18 protein-coding genes and 1 rRNA gene are annotated in these 18,376 nt (G+C 71.1%); 10 read left to right on the top strand and 9 right to left on the bottom strand.

Annotated elements, in window-relative coordinates:
• Positions 1-97: 97 nt before the first annotated feature.
• The 5 genes from rrf to C4T78_RS22870 all read left to right on the top strand — a co-directional run bounded on the left by rrf (position 98) and on the right by C4T78_RS22870 (position 5,882).
• Positions 98-214 (top strand): 5S ribosomal RNA (rrf, locus tag C4T78_RS22850).
• A 148-nt stretch (positions 215-362) separates the two neighbouring features.
• Positions 363-1,115 carry a type 1 glutamine amidotransferase gene (locus C4T78_RS22855; RefSeq protein WP_093357849.1) on the top strand — a complete coding sequence of 251 codons (753 nt, stop codon included), beginning with the start codon at positions 363-365 and terminating at the stop codon, positions 1,113-1,115.
• A 52-nt stretch (positions 1,116-1,167) separates the two neighbouring features.
• Entirely contained in the window at positions 1,168-4,206 is a 3,039-nt protein-coding gene (locus C4T78_RS22860) for a bifunctional [glutamine synthetase] adenylyltransferase/[glutamine synthetase]-adenylyl-L-tyrosine phosphorylase (RefSeq protein ID WP_093357850.1), read from the top strand.
• A gap of 18 nt (positions 4,207-4,224) precedes the next feature.
• Entirely contained in the window at positions 4,225-4,737 is a 513-nt protein-coding gene (locus tag C4T78_RS22865) for a GNAT family N-acetyltransferase (protein WP_093357954.1), read from the top strand.
• Between the two features lie 284 nt (positions 4,738-5,021).
• A complete protein-coding gene (locus C4T78_RS22870) occupies positions 5,022-5,882 on the top strand; it encodes an SMP-30/gluconolactonase/LRE family protein (RefSeq protein WP_093357851.1) in 861 nt (286 codons plus the stop codon).
• Between the two features lie 87 nt (positions 5,883-5,969).
• Here C4T78_RS22870 and glnA read toward each other — a convergent pair whose 3' ends face one another.
• Complete coding sequence (glnA, locus tag C4T78_RS22875) at positions 5,970-7,394, bottom strand: type I glutamate--ammonia ligase (RefSeq protein ID WP_093357955.1); 1,425 nt, start codon at positions 7,392-7,394, stop codon at positions 5,970-5,972.
• A 207-nt stretch (positions 7,395-7,601) separates the two neighbouring features.
• On the opposite strand from glnA, the gene C4T78_RS22880 reads away from it, so the two are divergent.
• Positions 7,602-8,069, top strand: a complete 468-nt coding sequence (locus C4T78_RS22880; RefSeq protein WP_093357852.1) for an RDD family protein — start codon at positions 7,602-7,604, stop codon at positions 8,067-8,069.
• 64 nt (positions 8,070-8,133) lie between these two features.
• On the opposite strand, the gene C4T78_RS22885 is transcribed toward C4T78_RS22880, so the two are convergent.
• The 3 genes from C4T78_RS22885 to C4T78_RS22895 form a co-directional block, all read right to left on the bottom strand.
• Complete coding sequence (locus C4T78_RS22885; protein ID WP_093357853.1) at positions 8,134-8,862, bottom strand: DUF4191 domain-containing protein; 729 nt, start codon at positions 8,860-8,862, stop codon at positions 8,134-8,136.
• A 180-nt stretch (positions 8,863-9,042) separates the two neighbouring features.
• A complete protein-coding gene (lipA, locus tag C4T78_RS22890) occupies positions 9,043-10,044 on the bottom strand; it encodes a lipoyl synthase (RefSeq protein ID WP_093357854.1) in 1,002 nt (333 codons plus the stop codon).
• 84 nt (positions 10,045-10,128) lie between these two features.
• Positions 10,129-11,055 (bottom strand): oxidoreductase, encoded by a 927-nt coding sequence (locus C4T78_RS22895; protein ID WP_093357855.1) that lies wholly within the window; start codon positions 11,053-11,055, stop codon positions 10,129-10,131.
• 73 nt (positions 11,056-11,128) lie between these two features.
• Between C4T78_RS22895 and C4T78_RS22900 the strand changes: the two genes are divergently transcribed.
• A complete protein-coding gene (locus C4T78_RS22900; RefSeq protein WP_143186041.1) occupies positions 11,129-11,968 on the top strand; it encodes a hypothetical protein in 840 nt (279 codons plus the stop codon).
• Here C4T78_RS22900 and C4T78_RS22905 read toward each other — a convergent pair.
• Entirely contained in the window at positions 11,961-12,383 is a 423-nt protein-coding gene (locus tag C4T78_RS22905) for a VOC family protein (RefSeq protein ID WP_093357856.1), read from the bottom strand. The genes C4T78_RS22900 and C4T78_RS22905 overlap by 8 nt on opposite strands.
• 108 nt (positions 12,384-12,491) lie before the next feature.
• Here C4T78_RS22905 and C4T78_RS22910 point away from each other — a divergent pair, with 108 nt between their 5' ends.
• Complete coding sequence (locus tag C4T78_RS22910) at positions 12,492-13,274, top strand: MmyB family transcriptional regulator (RefSeq protein ID WP_093357857.1); 783 nt, start codon at positions 12,492-12,494, stop codon at positions 13,272-13,274.
• 195 nt (positions 13,275-13,469) lie between these two features.
• On the opposite strand, the gene C4T78_RS22915 is transcribed toward C4T78_RS22910, so the two are convergent.
• Positions 13,470-13,943 (bottom strand): hypothetical protein, encoded by a 474-nt coding sequence (locus tag C4T78_RS22915; RefSeq protein WP_093357858.1) that lies wholly within the window; start codon positions 13,941-13,943, stop codon positions 13,470-13,472.
• Between the two features lie 117 nt (positions 13,944-14,060).
• On the opposite strand from C4T78_RS22915, the gene C4T78_RS22920 reads away from it, so the two are divergent.
• Entirely contained in the window at positions 14,061-14,660 is a 600-nt protein-coding gene (locus C4T78_RS22920) for a TetR/AcrR family transcriptional regulator (protein ID WP_093158980.1), read from the top strand.
• Positions 14,661-14,707: 47 nt separating this feature from the next.
• Positions 14,708-15,652, top strand: a complete 945-nt coding sequence (locus tag C4T78_RS22925; protein WP_093357859.1) for an LLM class F420-dependent oxidoreductase — start codon at positions 14,708-14,710, stop codon at positions 15,650-15,652.
• A 59-nt stretch (positions 15,653-15,711) separates the two neighbouring features.
• On the opposite strand, the gene C4T78_RS22930 is transcribed toward C4T78_RS22925, so the two are convergent.
• The 3 genes from C4T78_RS22930 to lipB all read right to left on the bottom strand — a co-directional run bounded on the left by C4T78_RS22930 (position 15,712) and on the right by lipB (position 18,318).
• Complete coding sequence (locus C4T78_RS22930; protein ID WP_093357860.1) at positions 15,712-16,182, bottom strand: ArsR/SmtB family transcription factor; 471 nt, start codon at positions 16,180-16,182, stop codon at positions 15,712-15,714.
• Between the two features lie 15 nt (positions 16,183-16,197).
• Positions 16,198-17,310 carry a serine hydrolase gene (locus C4T78_RS22935; protein WP_093357861.1) on the bottom strand — a complete coding sequence of 371 codons (1,113 nt, stop codon included), beginning with the start codon at positions 17,308-17,310 and terminating at the stop codon, positions 16,198-16,200.
• 267 nt (positions 17,311-17,577) lie between these two features.
• The gene (lipB, locus tag C4T78_RS22940; RefSeq protein WP_093357862.1) at positions 17,578-18,318 is read right to left on the bottom strand and encodes a lipoyl(octanoyl) transferase LipB; all 741 of its coding nucleotides are present in this window, start codon (positions 18,316-18,318) and stop codon (positions 17,578-17,580) included.
• Positions 18,319-18,376: the final 58 nt, after the last annotated feature.

Here is an 18,376-nt window from a genome sequence, read left to right on the forward strand (position 1 = left end):
TGGTTGTTTGATCGGATACTTGATAAAGAGAATATGTGTGTCATCTGCTGTGATGATGATCTGAGGTTTCCTGCCCTGTTGGGTGGGGGTGAGGGTTGTCGGTGGCGATGGCGGGGAGGGTCCGCCCGGTCCCATTCCGAACCCGGTAGCTAAGCTCCCCAGCGCTGATGGTACTGCACTCGACAGGGTGTGGGAGAGTAAGACACCGCCGACACACTACTGAGAAGGGCCCCGTTCCCGGACGTATTCGTCCAGGGAACGGGGCCTTTCTGCTGTTCCCGACAACACCCCACCGAAACACCGACCGCGATTTCGAACGGGGAGTGGTGGGACTTCGGCGTTCCAGGTCGTACGCTGACGGCATGGGTGGTGTGCGGATTCTCATTGTGCAGCCGTCGAGAACGGATCCTCCGGGACCCCTCGCGGAATGGCTGGTCACGGCCGGCGCCGAGATCGATGTCGTTCTGCCCGCCGAGCAGGAGTTGCCCGCCGACTTCAGCGAGCACCAGGGGATCGTCGTGCTCGGTGGCGAGATGGGTGTTTACGACGACGCGCAGCACCCGTGGCTGGCCGACGTCCGGGCGTTGCTCAGCAAGGCCGTGGGTGGGCGGGTTCCGGTCTTGGCGCTGTGCCTGGGGGCCCAGCTGCTGGCCGCTGCCACCGGGGGCCAGGTGCGGGCGGCTCGCAAGGGACCGGAAGTCGGCACGTTGCTGATCGCCAAGCGCGATGTCGCGGCGGAGGATTCGCTGTTCGGGCCGGTTCCCCTGACCCCGGACGTCCTCCAGTTCCACACCGACGAGGTGTCGGTCCTGCCGCCCACGGCCCAGTTGCTGGCTTCCTCGCCGAAGTGCGAGAACCAGCTCTTCCGGGTCGGGGAGTGCGCTTACGGGCTGCAGTTCCACATCGAGACGACGACGGACCTGGTGCTGAACTGGGCGGAGCTGTCACCTGACGTGGCGGCCGCGGCGCGGCCCGGTCAGCTCGAACCGGAGCACCTCGAGGAGTTCCACGCGGATCTGGCCGAGACCTGGCAGCCGGTGGCGGAGCGCTTCGTGCGCTTCGTGGGAACCGCGCCGGAGGAGCGCAAGGCCAGCAGATTCCTGCCGCTGGCGTGATCATGGCCAGGTCGGGTCCGCACCGGCACGTGGCGCGGACTACGGTCGAGTAATGGCCAACAGCAACTCGTCGCGCTCGGGTTCGGTGCCGTCTCCCGCTCGGTACGGGTTCACCGATGCGTCACGTGCTGAGGCTCAGCTGCGCCGCGCCGGCTGGTGGTCGGACCGCGGTCCGGAGGAGGCCGAGCCGATCGTGGCCGCGCTGTCGCGGACTCCCGATCCGGATCTGGCGTTGCACTCCCTGGACCGGTTCCGGGATGCCGCGGAGGCGGAGTGGGCGGAGTTCTCCCGTGCGCTGGTGGACGATCCGGGGCTGCGCGCTCGGCTGTTCGGCGTCTTCGGCGCTTCCACCGCCTTCGCCGACCACCTGGCGGCGCACCCGGATGATTGGCAGCGGCTGCGCTCGGGCGCGGACATCGCCAGAACGCTGGAAGATCGCACGGCGGTGCTCCTGGCGGCGGTCGGTGCCGAGGGAAGCGGTGATCCTGGGACGCCCGGTGGCCCGGTCGCCGAGCTGCACGGGCCTGATGCGGTCAGCGCGCTGCGCCGGGCTTATCGCGGACTGCTGATGGACGTCGCCGGGCAGGACATGGCCAGTATCGTCGACCCCTCCCTGCCCAAGCTGCTGTACGAGGACGTGGCCGCGACGTTGTCGGACGTGGCCGTCGCGGCTCTGCGCGCGGCGTTGTCGGTCGCGGTGGCCGAGTTGAAGCTCTCCGGCGTGACGGAGGTGCCGCGGCTGGCGGTGATCGCGATGGGCAAGTGCGGTGGCCGGGAGCTGAACTACGTCAGCGATGTCGACGTCGTGTTCGTGACCGGCGACGAAGCGGAGGTTCCGGCCGCGATCCGGTTGGCCAGCCTCATGATGCGGGTGGCCGGGCCCGCTTTCTTCGAAGTCGACGCGGCCCTGCGCCCGGAGGGCAAGGCCGGGGCGCTGGTGCGGACTCTCGACGGGCACCTCAGCTACTACCGCCGGTGGGCGCGCACGTGGGAGTTCCAGGCGCTGCTCAAGGCTCGTCCGGTGGCCGGGGACGCGGAACTCGGCGCTGACTACCTCGCTGCGGTGCAGCCGCTGGTGTGGACGGCGGCGGAGCGCGAGGGCTTCGTGGCCGATGTTCGCTCGATGCGGCGCCGGGTCGAGGACCACGTGCCCTCCGAGCTGTCCGAGCGGGAGCTCAAGCTCGGTCGTGGCGGGTTGCGCGACGTGGAGTTCGCCGTGCAGCTGCTGCAGATGGTTCACGGCCGCAGCGACGACTCGCTCCGTCCGACGTCTACATTGGATGCTTTGCGGGCCTTGGGCGAAGGCGGGTACGTGGCTCGCACCGATGCCGCGGACCTGGTGGATTCCTACCGGTTCCTGCGCACCGTCGAGCACCGGTTGCAGCTGCGGCAGCTGCGCCGGACGCACCTGTTCCCGGCTTTCGACGACGCCGAGGCGCTGGGTGTGCTGGCGCGGGCGGCCGGATTGCGCTCGAGCGGGCGCAACACGGCGGCGCAGGCGCTGGTGGCGGAGTTCCGGCGGCACAGCAACCGGGTTCGGCGGCTGCACGAGAAGCTGTTCTACCGGCCGCTGCTGGAAGCGGTCGCGAAGGTGCCCACCGCGGCGCTGCGCCTGACGACCTCGGCCGCGGTGGAGCGGTTGGCCGCACTCGGTTACACCTCGCCGGAGGGCGCGTTGCGCCACATCGGTGCTTTGACCTCGGGAGTGTCCCGGCGGGCCAGCATCCAGGGCACGCTGTTGCCGATGCTGCTGGATCTGCTGGCGAACACCCCCGACCCCGACGGCGGGTTGCTCGCGTACCGCAAGGTGTCCGAGGCGTTGGCGGAAACTCCTTGGTACCTGCGGTTGTTGCGCGACGAGGGCGTGGTGGCCGAGCGGCTCGCGCAGTTGCTCGGCACCTCGAAGCTGGTTCCGGAGCTGCTGGTGCGGGCGCCGGAAGTGCTGCGGCTGTTGTCCGACACACCGGCGCTGGCCGGACGCGATCCGATGGAGGCCTCGGTTTCGCTGCGAAGCACCGTCGCGCGCTACTCGGAGCCGGGGAGAGCCGTCGCCGCGGCGCGTTCGCTGCGGCGTCACGAGCTGCTGCGCATCGCCTGCGGTGATCTGCTCGGCCTGGTCGAGCCGGCCGCGGTGTTCCACGCGCTGTCCAACATCTGGGCCGCGGTGCTGGAATCCGCGCTGGACGTGTCGATCCGGGACACCGCGAAGGCGACCGGCGACGTCCCGGCGCGGATCGCGGTGATCGGAATGGGACGGCTGGGCGGCGCGGAACTCGGTTACGGCTCCGACGCCGACGTGATGTTCGTGTGCGAGCCGGTGGCCGGCGCGGAGGAGACGACGGCGGTTCGGTTCGCGACCGCGGTCGTCGAGCAGGTGCGGCGGTTGTTGGGAGCGCCGAGCCAGGACCCGCCGCTGGAGGTCGACATCGACCTGCGGCCGGAAGGACGTCAGGGCGCACTGGTGCGCACGCTGGACTCCTACCTCGCGTACTACCGGCGGTGGGGCGAAGCGTGGGAGGCGCAGGCGTTGCTGCGCGCGCGGCACGTCGCAGGCGATCAGGACCTGGGCGAGCGGTTCTGCCGGGCCATCGATCCGATCCGGTACCCGGAGGGCGGGCTCGACGAGGCCAAGGCGCGGGAGATCCGGCGGATCAAGGCGCGGGTGGATTCCGAGCGGCTGCCGCGCGGTGCGGATCCGGCGACGCACACCAAGCTCGGCCGCGGTGGTCTGGCCGACGTGGAGTGGACGTTGCAGCTGCTGCAGCTGCAGCACGCCCACGAGCACCCGGAGCTGCGCACGACATCGACGCTGGACGGGCTGCGCGCGGCGACCGAGGCAGGCGTGCTGGACGCCGGCGATGCCGATGAGCTGGCGGAGGCCTGGACGCTGGCGATGCGCGTGCGCAACGCGGTGATGCTGGTCCGGGGCAAGCCGGGCGACCAGCTGCCGAAGCAGACGCGGGAGCTCAACGCGGTGGCCGCCGCGCTGGGATATCCGGCGGAGGTGGACACCGGGGAGGTCGTCGACGACTACCTCCGCGTCACCCGGCACGCCCGCGCTGTGGTGGAGCGGGTGTTCTACGGGGCCTGAGCTCCTAGGGTGGTGGTCATGATCGATCTTCGTCGTGCCCGGGAAGAAGACCATCCGGAGATCGTGGCGGCCATCCAGCGGTGGTGGTCGGACTCGCGCAGCCCGGAAGCCGCTCGCGAGCTGTCGCTGCTCGTGCCCCGGCTGTTCCTGCAGCACTTCGCCGGAACCAGCCTGGTCGCCGAGCAGGACGACCGGATGGCGGGCTTCCTGATCGGTTTCGGCTCCGCCGACCGCGCCGCGGACGCCTACATCCACTTCGTCGGGGTCGACCCGGAGCTGCGCCGGTCCGGGCTCGCGCGCCGCTTGTACGGGGAATTCTTCGCCGCGGCCGCTCGCGCCGGGCGCACCCGCGTGCACTGCGTCACCTCACCGGCCAACACCGGTTCGATCGCCTTCCACCGGAGCATGGGTTTCGAGCTCATCGGTGGCGATGCCGAAATCGGCGGAATTCCGGTGCACCGCGATTACGACGGCACCGGCCACGACCGCGTTTGCTTCGTGCGGGATATCGATCCGGCCGAATTCCGCTGAGCCGCGGGCAGGCCGCCGAATGCTCTGAAAGGCGCAATGCTGCCGGGCATTCGCGGTTCTCCGCCGCGCGGTGGATCGTGCCGGGCGCTCGTCGCCGTTTCCCCTTTCAGCGGGCGGAACCGAGCGCTTCATTTCCGGCTCGGTCAAAGTGTTTTCGCGCTGTCCGGCGCGCAGAACGCCCCGGAAAACCGCAATGGTTTCGGCGAACCCGGTCGGCGGTCCCCGATTGCCGAATTCGCCAGTACCCTGCGCAGGAAGGCAGGGCGGCGAACAGGGGACTGCCGATGTCCGAGGACTTCGAAGTGCTCGTCGACCGGCAGGCGCTGTGCGGGGCGAGCCCGTTGTGGATGCCCGCGCTCAATTGCGTGCACTGGGTGGATCTGCTGCGCCGGGAATTGCACACCTTCCACCGCGATTCCGGCAGCGATGAAGTGCGCGTGCTGCCGGGGCCGGTGACGGCCTTGGGCGCGACCCGGCAAGGACAGCTGATCGCCGCCGCCGGGCGCGGGTTCGCCCGGGTGCACCTCGGGCGCTCGGCGCTGGAACCGGTTGTCCAGGTGCGCAACGGCGATCGCATGGGCGTGGGCGCCTGCGATCCGGCCGGTCGGTTCGTGGCGGGCACCCAGACGCACTCCCGCGAGCTGCAGGGCAGCGCGCTGTACGTGCTCGACGGGGACCGGGCGCGGCTGCTGGTCGACGGGGTGACGGCGGCGGGCGGCGTGGCGTGGAGCCCGGACGGCAGCCGGATGTACCTGGTCGACGCGCGCACCATCTGGGCCTACGACTACGACCCGGAACGCGCGCTGGCGGTCTCCGGACGGCAGTGGGTGGCGTGCGCCGAAGCGGAGGGCGAGCCGGAGGGGATCGCGGTGGACGCCGAGGGCTGCGTCTGGGTCGCGATGCACTGGACCGGGCGGATCCACCGGTACGCGCCGGGCGGAGATCTCGAAACCGTCCTGTGGGCGCCGACCCGGCGGATCACCAGCCTGGCCTTCGGCGGTTCGCGGCTGGAGGAGATGTACGTGACCTCGGCCTGCTACGGCTACGACGAGCTGGCGCTCCTCGACGACCCGTGCGCCGGTGCCCTGCTGCGCTTCAAGCCCGGTGTGCTCGGAGCCGCGCTGCAGCCCTGGCAGGGCATCTGACCCGCTGTTAACAGCGGATGCCGGGATCGGCTGAAAACGCCGGTGGCCCGCCAGCCGGAGCTGACGGGCCACCACGCGTTCAGCGCATCACACGTCGAAGTACAGCGAGAACTCGTGCGGGTGCGGGCGCAGGCGGATCGGGTCGATCTCGTCCTCGCGCTTGAGCCGGATCCAGGTCTCGATCAGGTCCGGGGTGAACACGCCGCCCTCGAGCAGGAAGTCGTGGTCGGCTTCCAGGTTGTCGATCGCCGCGGCCAGGTTGTCCGGGACGGTCGGCACGTTCTTGGCCTCTTCCGGCGGAAGCTCGTAGAGGTCCTTGTCGATCGGCTCGGCGGGCTCGATCTTGTTCTTGATGCCGTCCAGGCCGGCCATCATCATCGCGGCGAACGCCAGGTACGGGTTGCCGGACGGGTCCGGGCAGCGGAACTCGACGCGCTTGGCCTTCGGGTTCGCACCGGTGATCGGGATGCGCATGCAGGCCGACCGGTTGCGCTGCGAGTACACCAGGTTCACCGGGGCCTCGTAGCCCGGCACCAGGCGGTGGTAGGAGTTCACCGTCGGGTTGGTGAAGGCCAGCAGGCTCGGCGCGTGGTGCAGGATGCCGCCGATGTAGTGGCGGGCCATGTCCGACAGCCCGGCGTAACCGGCCTCGTCGTAGAACAGCGGGCTGCCGTCCTTCCACAGCGACATGTGGCTGTGCATGCCGGAACCGTTGTCGCCGAACAGCGGCTTGGGCATGAAGGTGACGGTCTTGCCGTTGTCCCAGGCGGTGTTCTTGATGACGTACTTGAACAGCTGCAGGTCGTCGGCAGCGTGCAGCAGCGTGTTGAACCGGTAGTTGATCTCGGTCTGGCCGCCGGTGCCGACCTCGTGGTGCGCCCGCTCGATGGTGAAACCGGAGGCGGTCAGCTGTGTGCACATCTTGTCGCGCAGGTCGGCGAAGTGGTCGTAGGGCGAGACCGGGAAGTAGCCGCCCTTGAGCCGCGTCTTGTAGCCGCGGTTGCCGCCCTCCTCGTCGCGCCCGGTGTTCCACCAGCCCTCGATGGAGTCGACCTCGGCGAACGACTTGTTCGGGCCCTCGCCGAACTTGACCGAGTCGAAGATGTAGAACTCGGCCTCGGCGCCGAAGAACGCGGTGTCGGCGATGCCGGATTCGTTCAGGTACTGCTCCGCCTTGCGCGCGATGTTGCGCGGGTCGCGGCTGTAGGGCTCCAGCGTGAACGGGTCGTGCACGAAGAAGTTCAGGATCAGCGTCTTCTCGATCCGGAACGGGTCGAGGCGCGCGGTGTAGGGGTCGGGCAGCAGCAGCATGTCCGACTCGTGGATGGACTGGAAGCCACGCACGGACGAGCCGTCGAAGGCCAGTCCCTCGGTGAACGCATCCTGGTCGAACGCGGCGGCCGGCACGGTGAAGTGCTGCATGACGCCCGGCAGGTCGCAGAACCGGACATCGATGAACTTCACGTCCTCATCAGCGATGAAGCGCAGGACCTCGTCAGGATTCTTGAACAAGCTCGGTGGCTCCTTCAGCACTCGTACAGCTCACCGACGCCACGTCGAAGTTTCCGCCGCCGGCTCGGTTCCCACCGTATGTCCTGGGTGTTGCTCCGTCGTCACCCGAATGTTTCGCCGGCGTTAACTGCGACCCGTCCGGGTGGCCGATGTTGCGGGAAGCGGTGCTCCGACGGTACCAGCGGACCGGCACGTACCCTGGATGACGTGCGAAGAGTCGGATCCTGGCTGGACGGCCCGAAGACCGCGCTGAACAACGTGCGCGAGCAGGCGAACGAATCCCGGCCCCAGTGGCGCGGCGAGAAGCTGGGGCTGCCCGAGCACGGTCCCGGCTCGGCGGCGCCGGTGAGCAGGCGGCTGGGGGCGTTCCTCATCGACATCGTGCTGGCCGCGCTGGTCGCCGCGCTGTTCACGATGCCGGACTACCCGAAGAACTGGAGCCTGCTGGCCTGGGCGGTCATCACCGTGGTCCCGGTGTGCTTCTTCGGCGCCACGCCGGGCATGGCCGCGCTGCGGATCTGGGTGGCGCGCGTCGACGGCGCGATCATGGTGGGGCCGTGGCGGGCCGCGGTGCGCTGCGTGCTGTCCGGGCTGATCATCCCGGCCGTGGTGTGGAACTTCGACGGCCGCTCCTGGCACGACCGGCTCACCGGCACCATCGTGCTGCGCCGGTGAACTCCTGACGTGAGAAAGCGGGCCCGGGGTTCGTCCCCGGGCCCGCTTCTCGTTGCCGGTCAAATCACCGCGCGCGGCGCACTGCGCGCGACACGTTGCGCATCTTGGCGCCCTGCGGCACCGGGCCCTTCGGCATCGCGTTGCCGCGGTTGGCCAGCGCCGCGAGCCGGTTCTCGATCGAGTCGATCTGCGCCGGGCCGATGTTGCGCGGCAGCTTGGTGATCCGCTGCTGGAGCTTGGCCAGCGGCACCTGGTTCTCCTCGTTGCCCACCACGATCTCGTAGATCGGGGTCTCACCGACCAGCCGGGCGACGCGCTTCTTCTCCTGCGCCATCAGCGACTTGACCCGGTGCGGGGCACCCTCGCCCACGAGCACGATGCCGGGGCGGCCGATCAGCCGGTGCACGGCGTCGAGCTGGGCGGTGCCGGACACGGCCTGGGTCAGCACCCAGCGGCCGCGCAGGTTGTCCAGCGCCCAGCCGGCGGCGCCGGGTTGGCCGTCGGCCTTGCGGTACACGCTCGACTGCACGCGGCGGCCGAAGAGGATCACCGCGCCCAGCAGGCCGAAGGCCAGCCCCACCGGGAGGAACACCCAGTGCAGGCCCCAGATCATGCCCAGCAGGAAGATCGCTGCGGTGACGCCGAGGAACACCCCGAGCATCAGCGGGAGGAGGAGCTTGTCCTCCCGGCGCTGCATCTTGAACACCTCGAGGATCTGCTTGAAGCGTCCCCGAGTTGCCTTGCGCCGTTCTTTGGCCGCCGCTTTCTTGGCGGCCTTGTCCTCCTTGGCCATGCATTTCAGGATACGGCGCGACCCGGACCAGGTGCAGACGCGGTCCCGGATGCGTGACCGACCCGTGAGGTCGGGCCCGCGCGCGTGTCCGGATCGTTTTGCCTGCTAGATGCACGTGAGCACTTCGAGGTGCTATGGCCCCTCGAAGTGCTCACGTGTCATGACCAGCGGAAACGGTGCTCAGCGGGAGAGGAGGCTGGTGGCCTCCTGCGCGGCCGTGCCCTCCTTGGCCAGGTGGGCCAGGTTCTCCGGGAGCGGCATGCCGCGGTGCACGGTGGCCTTCGCGAACAGGCGGCCCGCGCGGTAGCTGGAGCGCACCAGCGGTCCGGCCATCACACCGGGGAAGCCGATCTCCTCGGCCGCCTTGGTGTGCTCGACGAACTCCTCCGGCTTGACCCAGCGGTCCACCGGGTGGTGGCGCGGGCTCGGGCGCAGGTACTGGGTGATGGTGATGATGTCGCAGCCCGCGTCGCGCAGGTCCTGCAGCGCCGGGCGCACCTCGTCCGGCGTCTCGCCCATGCCCAGGATCAGGTTGGACTTGGTCACCAGGCCCGCGTCGCGCGCCTCGGAGATCACCTGCAGCGACCGCTCGTAGCGGAACGCGGGGCGGAGTCGGCGGAACACGCTGGGCACGGTCTCCAGGTTGTGCGCCAGCACCTCCGGCCGGGAGCCGAAGACCTCGGCCAGCTGGTCCGGTTCGGCGTTGAAGTCCGGGATCAGCAGCTCGACGCCGGTGCCCGGGTTGAGCGCGTGGATCTGGCGGACCGTCTCGGCGTACAGCCACGCCCCGCCGTCGGGCAGGTCATCGCGGGCGACGCCGGTGACGGTCGAGTAGCGCAGGCCCATGGCCTGCACCGACTCGGCGACCTTGCGCGGCTCCTCGACGTCCAGCGCGGCCGGCTTGCCGGTGTCGATGAGGCAGAAGTCGCATCGGCGGGTGCACTGCTCCCCGCCGATGAGGAAGGTAGCCTCCCGGTCCTCCCAGCACTCGAAGATGTTGGGACAGCCCGCCTCCTCGCACACGGTGTGCAGGCCCTCGCGGCGGACCAGACCCTTGAGCTCCTGGTACTCGGGTCCCATCCGCGCGCGGGTCTTGATCCACGACGGCTTCTTCTCGATCGGGGTCTGGCTGTTGCGAGCCTCCAGCCGCAGCAGCTTCCGACCCTCCGGAGCCACAGTCACGCGCCCCAGGCTACGCCCCCGGGAAGCGCCGTGGTCATCTCGCTTCCGGTTCCACCAGGCGAAAGAAACCGCTGGTGAGCTGGGTCACGGCCAGTCCGGTGCGACCCCGGTGTGCTCGGCCGTCACCGCCCACAGCCGGCCTGCGGTGCCCGCGTCCCGGGCGGCCTTGCTCAGGCGGGCGCGGCTCGGGTGGCCGCGGAGCTCGCCGATGCCGCTGGGGCCGAAGTAGTCGCCGCCGCGGACGCCGCGCGCGGTGGCGGCGTAGAGCTGCGGCAGCGCGCCCCGCTCGGCGGGTTGGGTGACCAGCCGGGTGCCCAGCCCGATCACGTCGTGCACTGCGTCGGGCATCGCGCGCAGCCGCGACGAGTTGCCGGTCAGCTCGGTCATGGCCATGCCCGGGTGCGCGGCGACGCTGATCAGGTCGCGTCCCGCGCGCTTCGCGGCGCGGTCGAGCTCCAGCGCGAACAGCAGGTTGGCGAGCTTGGACTGGCTGTAGGCGAGCAGCGGCTGGTAGCGGCGGCGGGTGAAGTTGAGGTCGTCGACGTCCAGGCCGCCGAAGCGGTGGGCGAGGCTGGAGACGGTCACCACGCGCGCGCCGGGGCGCAGCGCCGGGAGCAGCAGCCAGGTCAGCGCGGCGTGCCCGAGGTGGTTGGTGCCGATCTGCAGCTCGAAGCCGTCGCTGGTGCTGCGGCGCGGGGTGGCCATCACGCCGGCGTTGTTCATGAGGACGTCCAGGCCGTCGGTCCGGTCGCGAACGGCGTCGGCGGCCCGGTGGATCGAGGCGAGGTCGGTGAGGTCCAGCTCGACGAGCTCGGGCGCGGTGGTCGCGGTCCGGGCGATCTCGGCCAGCGCCGCGCGGCCCTTCTCGGCGTTGCGGCAGGCGATGAGGACGCGGGCGCCGCGTTCGGCCAGGGCTTGTGCGCTGCGGCGGCCCAGGCCGGAGTTCGCGCCGGTGATCAGCGCGGTCCGTCCGGTCTGGTCGGGGATGTCGGCTGCGGTCCACCTCGTCATGCCCGAAACCTACTCTCAGTAGGTTGAGCGTGCCAGCCATCCGGGTGATCGGCTGCGGGAATACTGCGGTGTCGTGCCTACGACTTCTTGGACGGTGCGCATCCGATGGGCGCCGTGGTCCCGCGTGGTGCGGTTGCGGGTGGCGGGCGATCGCTGGCCGAGGCTGAGCGAAGGCCCGTTCTCGGTGGCGCTGCGGCTCGTCTGGTTCCTGCTGCTGACCGCGGTGCTGCTCGGCTGCTGGCTGGAACTGCTCCTGGTGCTCGTGCTGATGCCGCTGGTCCTGGTCGCGCGAGCGGCCGGGCGGGGATGGCGGCTGGAGATCAGCGCCCGGCGGTGCTGCGCCGGAGTGGTCCACGTGGGCAGCCTCGCCGCCGCCCGGCGGCTGCGCCGCGCCCTGCGCGAGCACCTCGGGCGCAACAGCGGGCTCGACGGCGCGGAGGCGCTGCTGGCCGCTGAGAAGGCGGAGTTCACGCCGGTCGCGATCGACCCGAAGCGCTGGCGGCTGGTCGAGCGGCGGCTGAGCCCCTACGGGAGGCGCCGCTGGCTGCTGTGGCGGCGCAAGCTGTCGTTCCAGGACGCGATGGACAGCCTGCCCAGCGGGCTCGGCGACGACCCGATCTCGGCCATCATCGCGATCCCGTTCCTGCTGCTTTTCGTGGTCCTGTTCTGCGGTGCGGCGCTGGAGCTCGCGGCGCAGCTCGTGATCTTCCCCTTCGTCTTCCTGCTCCGGATGTGCCACGCGCTGCGGTGGCCGGTGGAGCTGGTCCGGCCGAACTCGGTCGAGCCGCCGGCGCTGATCCGCGGCACGGTCGCCTCGGTGCACGCGCGCCGCGAGCTCACCGCCGCGCACGCGCTCCGGCTGCCGGTGCCGAGCCTGACGAGCGCGTCGCGGGAGACGGTCGTCGTCAGCTGAGCTCGTGGGCGGCCGGCCGGTGGTGGACGTACTCGATCACCGTGCCGTCCGGGTGGCGGACGGTGAAGCCCTCGCCGACCGGTGCCCGGAAGCGGGGCTGCACGAATTCCAGGCCCTGCTGCTGGAAGAGCTCCTCGTGCGGGCCGACGTCGGCCACCAGGAGGGTGCCGACGGTCCGCCTGAACGGGGCCAGCGCCGCCTCGGAGCCCGCGATGATCAGGAAGCCGCCGACCGCGGTGAGCGCGAGGTCCTTCTCCGGGTACGGCATGACCATGTCGCGTTCGACGCCGAGGAGCTGCTCGTACCAGGCGACGGTCGGTTCGAGCTCGGCTCGGGGGACGAACACGCGGACGAACGTGCGGGGGCCGGTCAGGTGCGAGGAATCGGGGTGACGGCGCCAGAGCTGCTGGGACACGGGGGAGGGTCCTTCCTGTTCCGAGTGGGACGCCTCCACCCTGCTCGGCGGCCGGAGACCCGACCAGGCGTCGGTTTGTGGGGTTACTCCAGGTCATAGGCTGGCGGGATGAGCGGCGATCTGCGACGTCGGGAGCTCGGTGCGTTCCTGCGGGCCAGCCGGGAACGGCTCGATCCGGCGGACTTCGGCATCGCGGTGCGCGGGCGGCGCCGGACACCGGGACTGCGCCGGGAGGAGATCGCGTCGGAGTCCGGCGTGGGCCTGGCCTGGTACGCGTGGCTGGAGCAGGGCCGCGTGCAGACTTCGCGGGAGGTCCTGGAGGCGCTCGCGCGAACGATGCGGATGACGCACGAGGAGCGCAGGCACCTGCTCGCGCTCGGCGGCTACGCGGCCGATGGCGTGGCCGACGACGGGCTGGTGGCGCGACTGCGCCCGCTGCTGGACAACTGGCCGCTGACGCCCGCGCTGCTGCTGGACCAGCGCTTCGACGTGCTGGCGGGCAACGCCGCTCATGCCGCGGTGTGGCCGGAACCGGCGCCGACGGGCCGGCCGAACCTGCTGCTGAGCCTGGCGGGCAGCGCCCGGCTGGAGTCGTTGCTGGTGCCGGAGGAGCAGTTCCTCTACGAGCTGTTCCTGCGGTTCCGCGCGCGAGCGGACCGGTTCCCCGCCGAGGACGTGGTGGCGGGGTTGCGGGAGCTGCGGCCCGAGCTGGCGCACTGGTGGAGCTGCCGGGCGGTGCGCGAGTTCGGCAGCTGGCCGGTCACCGTCCTCGCCGACGACGCGCGGCTGCGCTTCGAGTGCTCGCTGCTCCGGCCGGACGACACCGCGACGCTGCTGGTGCAGGCGCCGGTCGACGCCGAGACCCGGGAGTGGTTGCGGCAGCGCTGCTGAGTCCTGGGCGGTGGTTCCAGGCTCGTCTTGCGTGGCGGAACCTCAGCGGCCGTCTGGCTGCGCGGGCTGTCCTCGCCAGGCGACCTCTGAGAACCCGCGGCGGTGCCGGTTGCGAGGGCGGATTATGAGCCTGCGGCAGCCCATCGACGTGCGGCTTCGGGCCTCGCGATCGCGGTATCGCCAAGATGAAGAGGCTCAGTGCAGGGACAGCAGGCAGGTCCTGCTCGACTCGACGCCGGTGGCCCTGAGCAGCTGGAGGAAAGCCTGCCCGACGCGGACGACCTCCGCATCCGGTTCGGCGGGCTCGGCCAGGCCGCTGGCCAGCGCGAGCATGCGGTGCTCGCGGGCGGCGTCGCCGCGCAGCACCGGGTCGGCCTGGTTGCGGTCGAGCAGATCGCGGAGCACCGGATTCGCCGCCGCCGTGGTGCGCCAGGCCTCGGTGACCGCCTGGATCCGGTCGCCGTCCGCGGCGTCACCGGTCTCGGTGAGCGCCACGTCGACCCGCCCGATCAGCTGCTGGGTCCACTTGTGCTGCAGGGCGCGCAGCAGCTCGGTGGCGTCGGAGAAGGGCGCGGGCACCTGGTCGAGGGCCTGTGCCGGGTTCTGGCGCGCGCTGTCGAGAACCGCCGCGATCGCGCGTTGCCGCTGGTGGAAGTCGTGCCAACTCATGTGCGCTCTCCGGGGTCGGACCCGGGGGATACCCCAGGTGTGCGGCATACCGAGAGTATGTTGGTGTACCGAGGGTAGCACGGCTCCGTACCGTCGGTATGACCTAGGGTTGTGAGCATGGCGACAGCTCGACCTCGACGTCTGGAGTACTCCGAGTCCACCCGGCAAGCGCTGGTGGACTCCGCCGTTGAGCTGTTCACCGAGCACGGCTACGCGGGCACCTCGCTGGAGGAGATAGCCAAGCGCGCCAGGGTCACCAAGGGCGCGCTCTACCACCACTTCGGCGGCAAGCAGGCGCTGTTCGAGGCCGCCTTCGACGCGGTGGAGACGAACGTGGTCGCCCGGCTGGCCGGGGTGCTGTCGGAGACCGGCGACCGGTGGGAGGCCACCTGGTCCGGGCTGAGCGCCTTCCTGGACGTCTGCCTGGAGCCGTCCTACCAGCGCATCGTCGTGCGCGACGGGCCCGCGGTGATGGGCTGGGAGCGCTGGCGCTCCGCCGAGGAGACCCACACCTTCGGCGTGGTCCGCGCCGTGGTCGCCGGACTGGTCGAGTCGGGTGCGATCGACCCGCTGCCGGTCGACGCGCTGGCCCGCGTGGTGTTCGGATCGCTGTCGGCGGGCGCGACCGCGATCGCCGGGTCCGACTCGCCGGAGCAGGTCAAGGCCGACGTCGAGGCCTGCGTCGCGCGGGTGCTGGAAGGCCTGCGCACCCGCTGAACGAGGCGCGCGGCGGTCGCGAAGACGCCCCATTAGCCTCGGGACCCGTGACCGAGAACTTCAAGTTGCGGATCTTCACCGAACCCCAGCAGGGCGCGACCTACGACGACCTGCTGCGGGTCGCCAAGCACGCGGAGGCCACCGGCTACGACGCGTTCTTCCGCTCCGACCACTACCTGAAGATGGGGCCGGTGACCGGGGAACCCGGCCCGACCGACGCCTGGGTGACGCTGGCCGGGCTGGCCCGCGAGACCAGCAGGCTGCGGCTGGGCACGCTGATGACCGCGGGCACCTTCCGGCTGCCCGGTCCGCTGGCGATCGCCGTGGCGCAGGTGGACCAGATGTCCGGCGGGCGCGTCGAGCTGGGCCTCGGCAGCGGCTGGTACGAGGAGGAGCACACCGCCTACGGCATCCCGTTCCCCTCGTTGAAGGAGCGCTTCGACCGCTACGCCGAGCAGTTGGAGATCATCACCGGGCTGTGGGCCACCCCGACCGGCGAGCACTTCCGGTTCGACGGCGCGCACTACCAGCTGGCCGAATCGCCAGCGCTGCCCAAGCCGGTGCAGCAGCCGCGACCGCCGGTGCTGATCGGCGGCCTGGGCAAGAAGCGCACGCCGGAACTCGCCGCGCGCTTCGCCGACGAGTTCAACCTGCCCTTCGTCGACGTCGACACCGCCGCCGCGCAGTTCGGGCGGGTCGACGCGGCGTGCGAGGCGATCGGCCGCGACGCCGGCGAGATCGTGCGCTCGGCGGCGCTGGTGCTGTGCGTGGGCAAGGACGAGCAGGAGATCGCCCGCCGCGCCGGGGCCATCGGCCGCGAGGTCGAGGAGCTGCGGCTCAACGGGCTGGCCGGAACGCCTGCCGAGGCCGTCGACAAGATCGGCGCCTGGCGCGAGCGCACCGGCATCAGCCGGCTGTACCTGCAGGTGCTGGACCTCTCCGACCTCGATCACCTGGACCTGGTCGCCAACGCGGTCGCGCCCCAGCTCTGAGCGCCGAGCGGGCTGCCCGCGGAAGGGGCAGCCCGCGCATCCGCCGCGGAGACCGTCCTTCAGGGGCGGAGCTGGCCTGCGATGTCGGAGGCGGCGGTGAGCAGGATCAGCGCGGGCACCGTCGCCTCGGCGCGGAGGCGGTAGGTGCCGCGCTTGTCCTGCTCCACGAGCCCGCAGCCGGTCAGGCTCTTGAGGTGGTGGTAGAGCTGGCCGGTGGAGCTCAGGCCCGCCGCTTCCTGCAGCGCTGCGGTGTGCTGGGCGCCGGAGCTCGCGAGCAGCCGCACGATCGCCGCCCTGGCCGGGTGGCCCAGCGCGGCGAGCACGTCGGTGCGCGGGCCGTCGGGCATGGTGAGGACCCAGGCCGGATCGACGTGGATGCGCCACTCCAGCGCGGCCGGTTCCACGAGGCTGCCCTGGTACTGCACGACCGAGCCGCTGGGTTCGACCGGTTCGGCGCGTTGCGCGCCCTCCAGCGCCGCGACGCGCCGTTCGAGCGCCTCCAGCCGCTGCTGCAAGTCCTCCGAGTCCACGCCGATGAGCTTCCCTCAGACCCCCAGCGCCCGCGCAAGCCGGTCCCGCCATTCCGGCTGCTGCATCGCCAGCAGCAGCGGGAGTCCGGGATCGCCGTTGCCGAGCTGCTCCGGCGAGATGTCGCCGTGCGCGAGCAGCGCCCCGGAAGCCGTGGTGCCGTCCGCGCGGCGGACGGTGAGCCCGCAGGTCAGGACGCCGGGCAGGCTGCCGCCCTTCAGGCCGATCCCGACCACCCCCGGCGGCAGGTGACCGCTGAGCGGGCGTTCCAGGTGCTCGCGCGCCACGGCCGCGGCCTCGCTCGGGAAGTCGTCGGTGGCGATGGCGCGGTGCAGCGCGGCCAGCTCCGCCGCGGTCGACGACATCGTCCGGTCGGCCCAGGACAGCTGGTGCTCGTGCGGCGGCAGGCCGTCCTGCAGGAGCCGGTCCACCACCTGCTCGCGCAGGGCGGCGTCGGTGCTGAAGCGGCGCTCCAGCCGGTATCCCCAGGCGCGGCGGGCCGGTGTCGGCAGCTGGGCGGGCGGCGCGAACTCCGGGAGCAGGAACAGGTATTCCGCGCACATCGAGCGGATGTCGGGGCGGTGCCAGCCGCCCGCCGCCGCTGCCTTGCGCAGCGCTGGTTCGCCGAGCCGGTCGCGGATGAAGTCCGGGGCGGCGCTGTCGCTGAAGGTGATCATCGCCGAGACCACGTCGTCCAGCGCCACGCGGTGCTCGGGATCGGCCGCGCGCAGGCCGGTCGGGTCGGTGGGGATGCCCAGGTGCTGGAGGGCGTTGACGTGCGCGAACCCGTCGGTCGGCACGTAGAAGCGCTCCCAGTCGCCGACGCGGACCTGCTCCGCGGGATCCAGCCTGCCGCCGGCGACCGCGGTCGCGTAGGCGGCGAGGTGCACGACCTTGACCGCCGAGGCCAGCGGCTGCGCGGCGTGCGGCCGGTGCTGCAGGTGGTTCCCGCGACCGTCGTCGAGGACCAGGCCGAGCCGGTCGCGGTGCGCGCTGATCCAGGCCAGCCAGCCCTCCGGGGTCGACAGATCCGGCGGGGCGGGCGCGGGCTGGGCCAGCGCGCTCGGCGCGAGCAGCAGCGGCGACACCGCGGCGGCGGTGACGAGCAGGTGACGGCGGGACAGCAGCATGCTCCACTCCTCCAGTAGTCCGTAATTACGGAATTCTAGAGAAGTGGAGTGCGGTTGTCAGGTCTGTCGGCGAAGCCGTCCGCGCCTGATAAGCGGTGGCAGCGCACGCACGGCGGCCACCGGCGGGTTCTGGGTGGTTTCCTGGCGAGGGCGGCCCCTCTCCCGTGCATTGGTCGCACATCAGGAGGGGCGCCCGCGGTCCAGGCAAGCACCCAGGTTCCACCGAGCGACCACCCGAGGCGCGACCATCGACGAGTTGTCAGGTGCTCAGCGCAGGCTCGGGTCCAGCGACAGCGTCACACCGGCCGCCTCCGGACGCGGGATGTCCCGCTCGGTGACCGGCAGCAGGCCGTCCAGCGCGTCCAGCACACCGCGACGGACCAGCGGGAACGCCTCCTCGGTCGACACGTCCCTGCCGAGCTCGGCGGTCAGCGAGGTGGTGCCCGCATCGGCGATGCCGCACGGGACGATCCGGTCGAACTCGCTCAGGTCGGCGTTGCAGTTCAGCTCCAGGCCGTGCATCGTGATGCCGCGCTGCACGCGGATCCCGATCGCCGCGATCTTGCGCTCCGGCTTGCCGTCGGCCGCGGGCAGCCAGACACCGCTGCGGCCCTCGACCCGGCCTGCCTGCAGCCCGAACTGATCGCACACCCAGATCAGGCCCTCCTCGATCCGCCGCACGTAGTCGACCACGTCGATCGGGTCGACCAGCTGCAGGATCGGGTAGCCGACGATCTGCCCCGGCCCGTGCCAGGTGATCTTGCCGCCGCGATCGACGTCGATGACCGGGGTGCCGTCGGTGGGACGGTCCTCCGGCGAGGTGCGCTTGCCCGCGGTGTAGACCGACGGGTGCTCCAGCAGCAGCATGGTGTCCGGGTTCCGCCCCTCGGCCCGGCCGGACGCCAGCTCGCGCTGCAGGTCCCAGGCGGAGAGGTAATCGATGGTTCCCAGGTGGCGCACTTCCACGGGCTCCGTGGAGGCGCGGCACGAAGAATTCGCACGACTCACGCGCGTCAGGCTACGCCTGCACCTGCCGGCCCGGCCCGAAGGCTTCGGTGGCTCCGTT

The sequence above is a fragment of the Saccharopolyspora kobensis genome (assembly GCF_900108315.1).
Taxonomy (GTDB): domain Bacteria; phylum Actinomycetota; class Actinomycetes; order Mycobacteriales; family Pseudonocardiaceae; genus Saccharopolyspora; species Saccharopolyspora kobensis.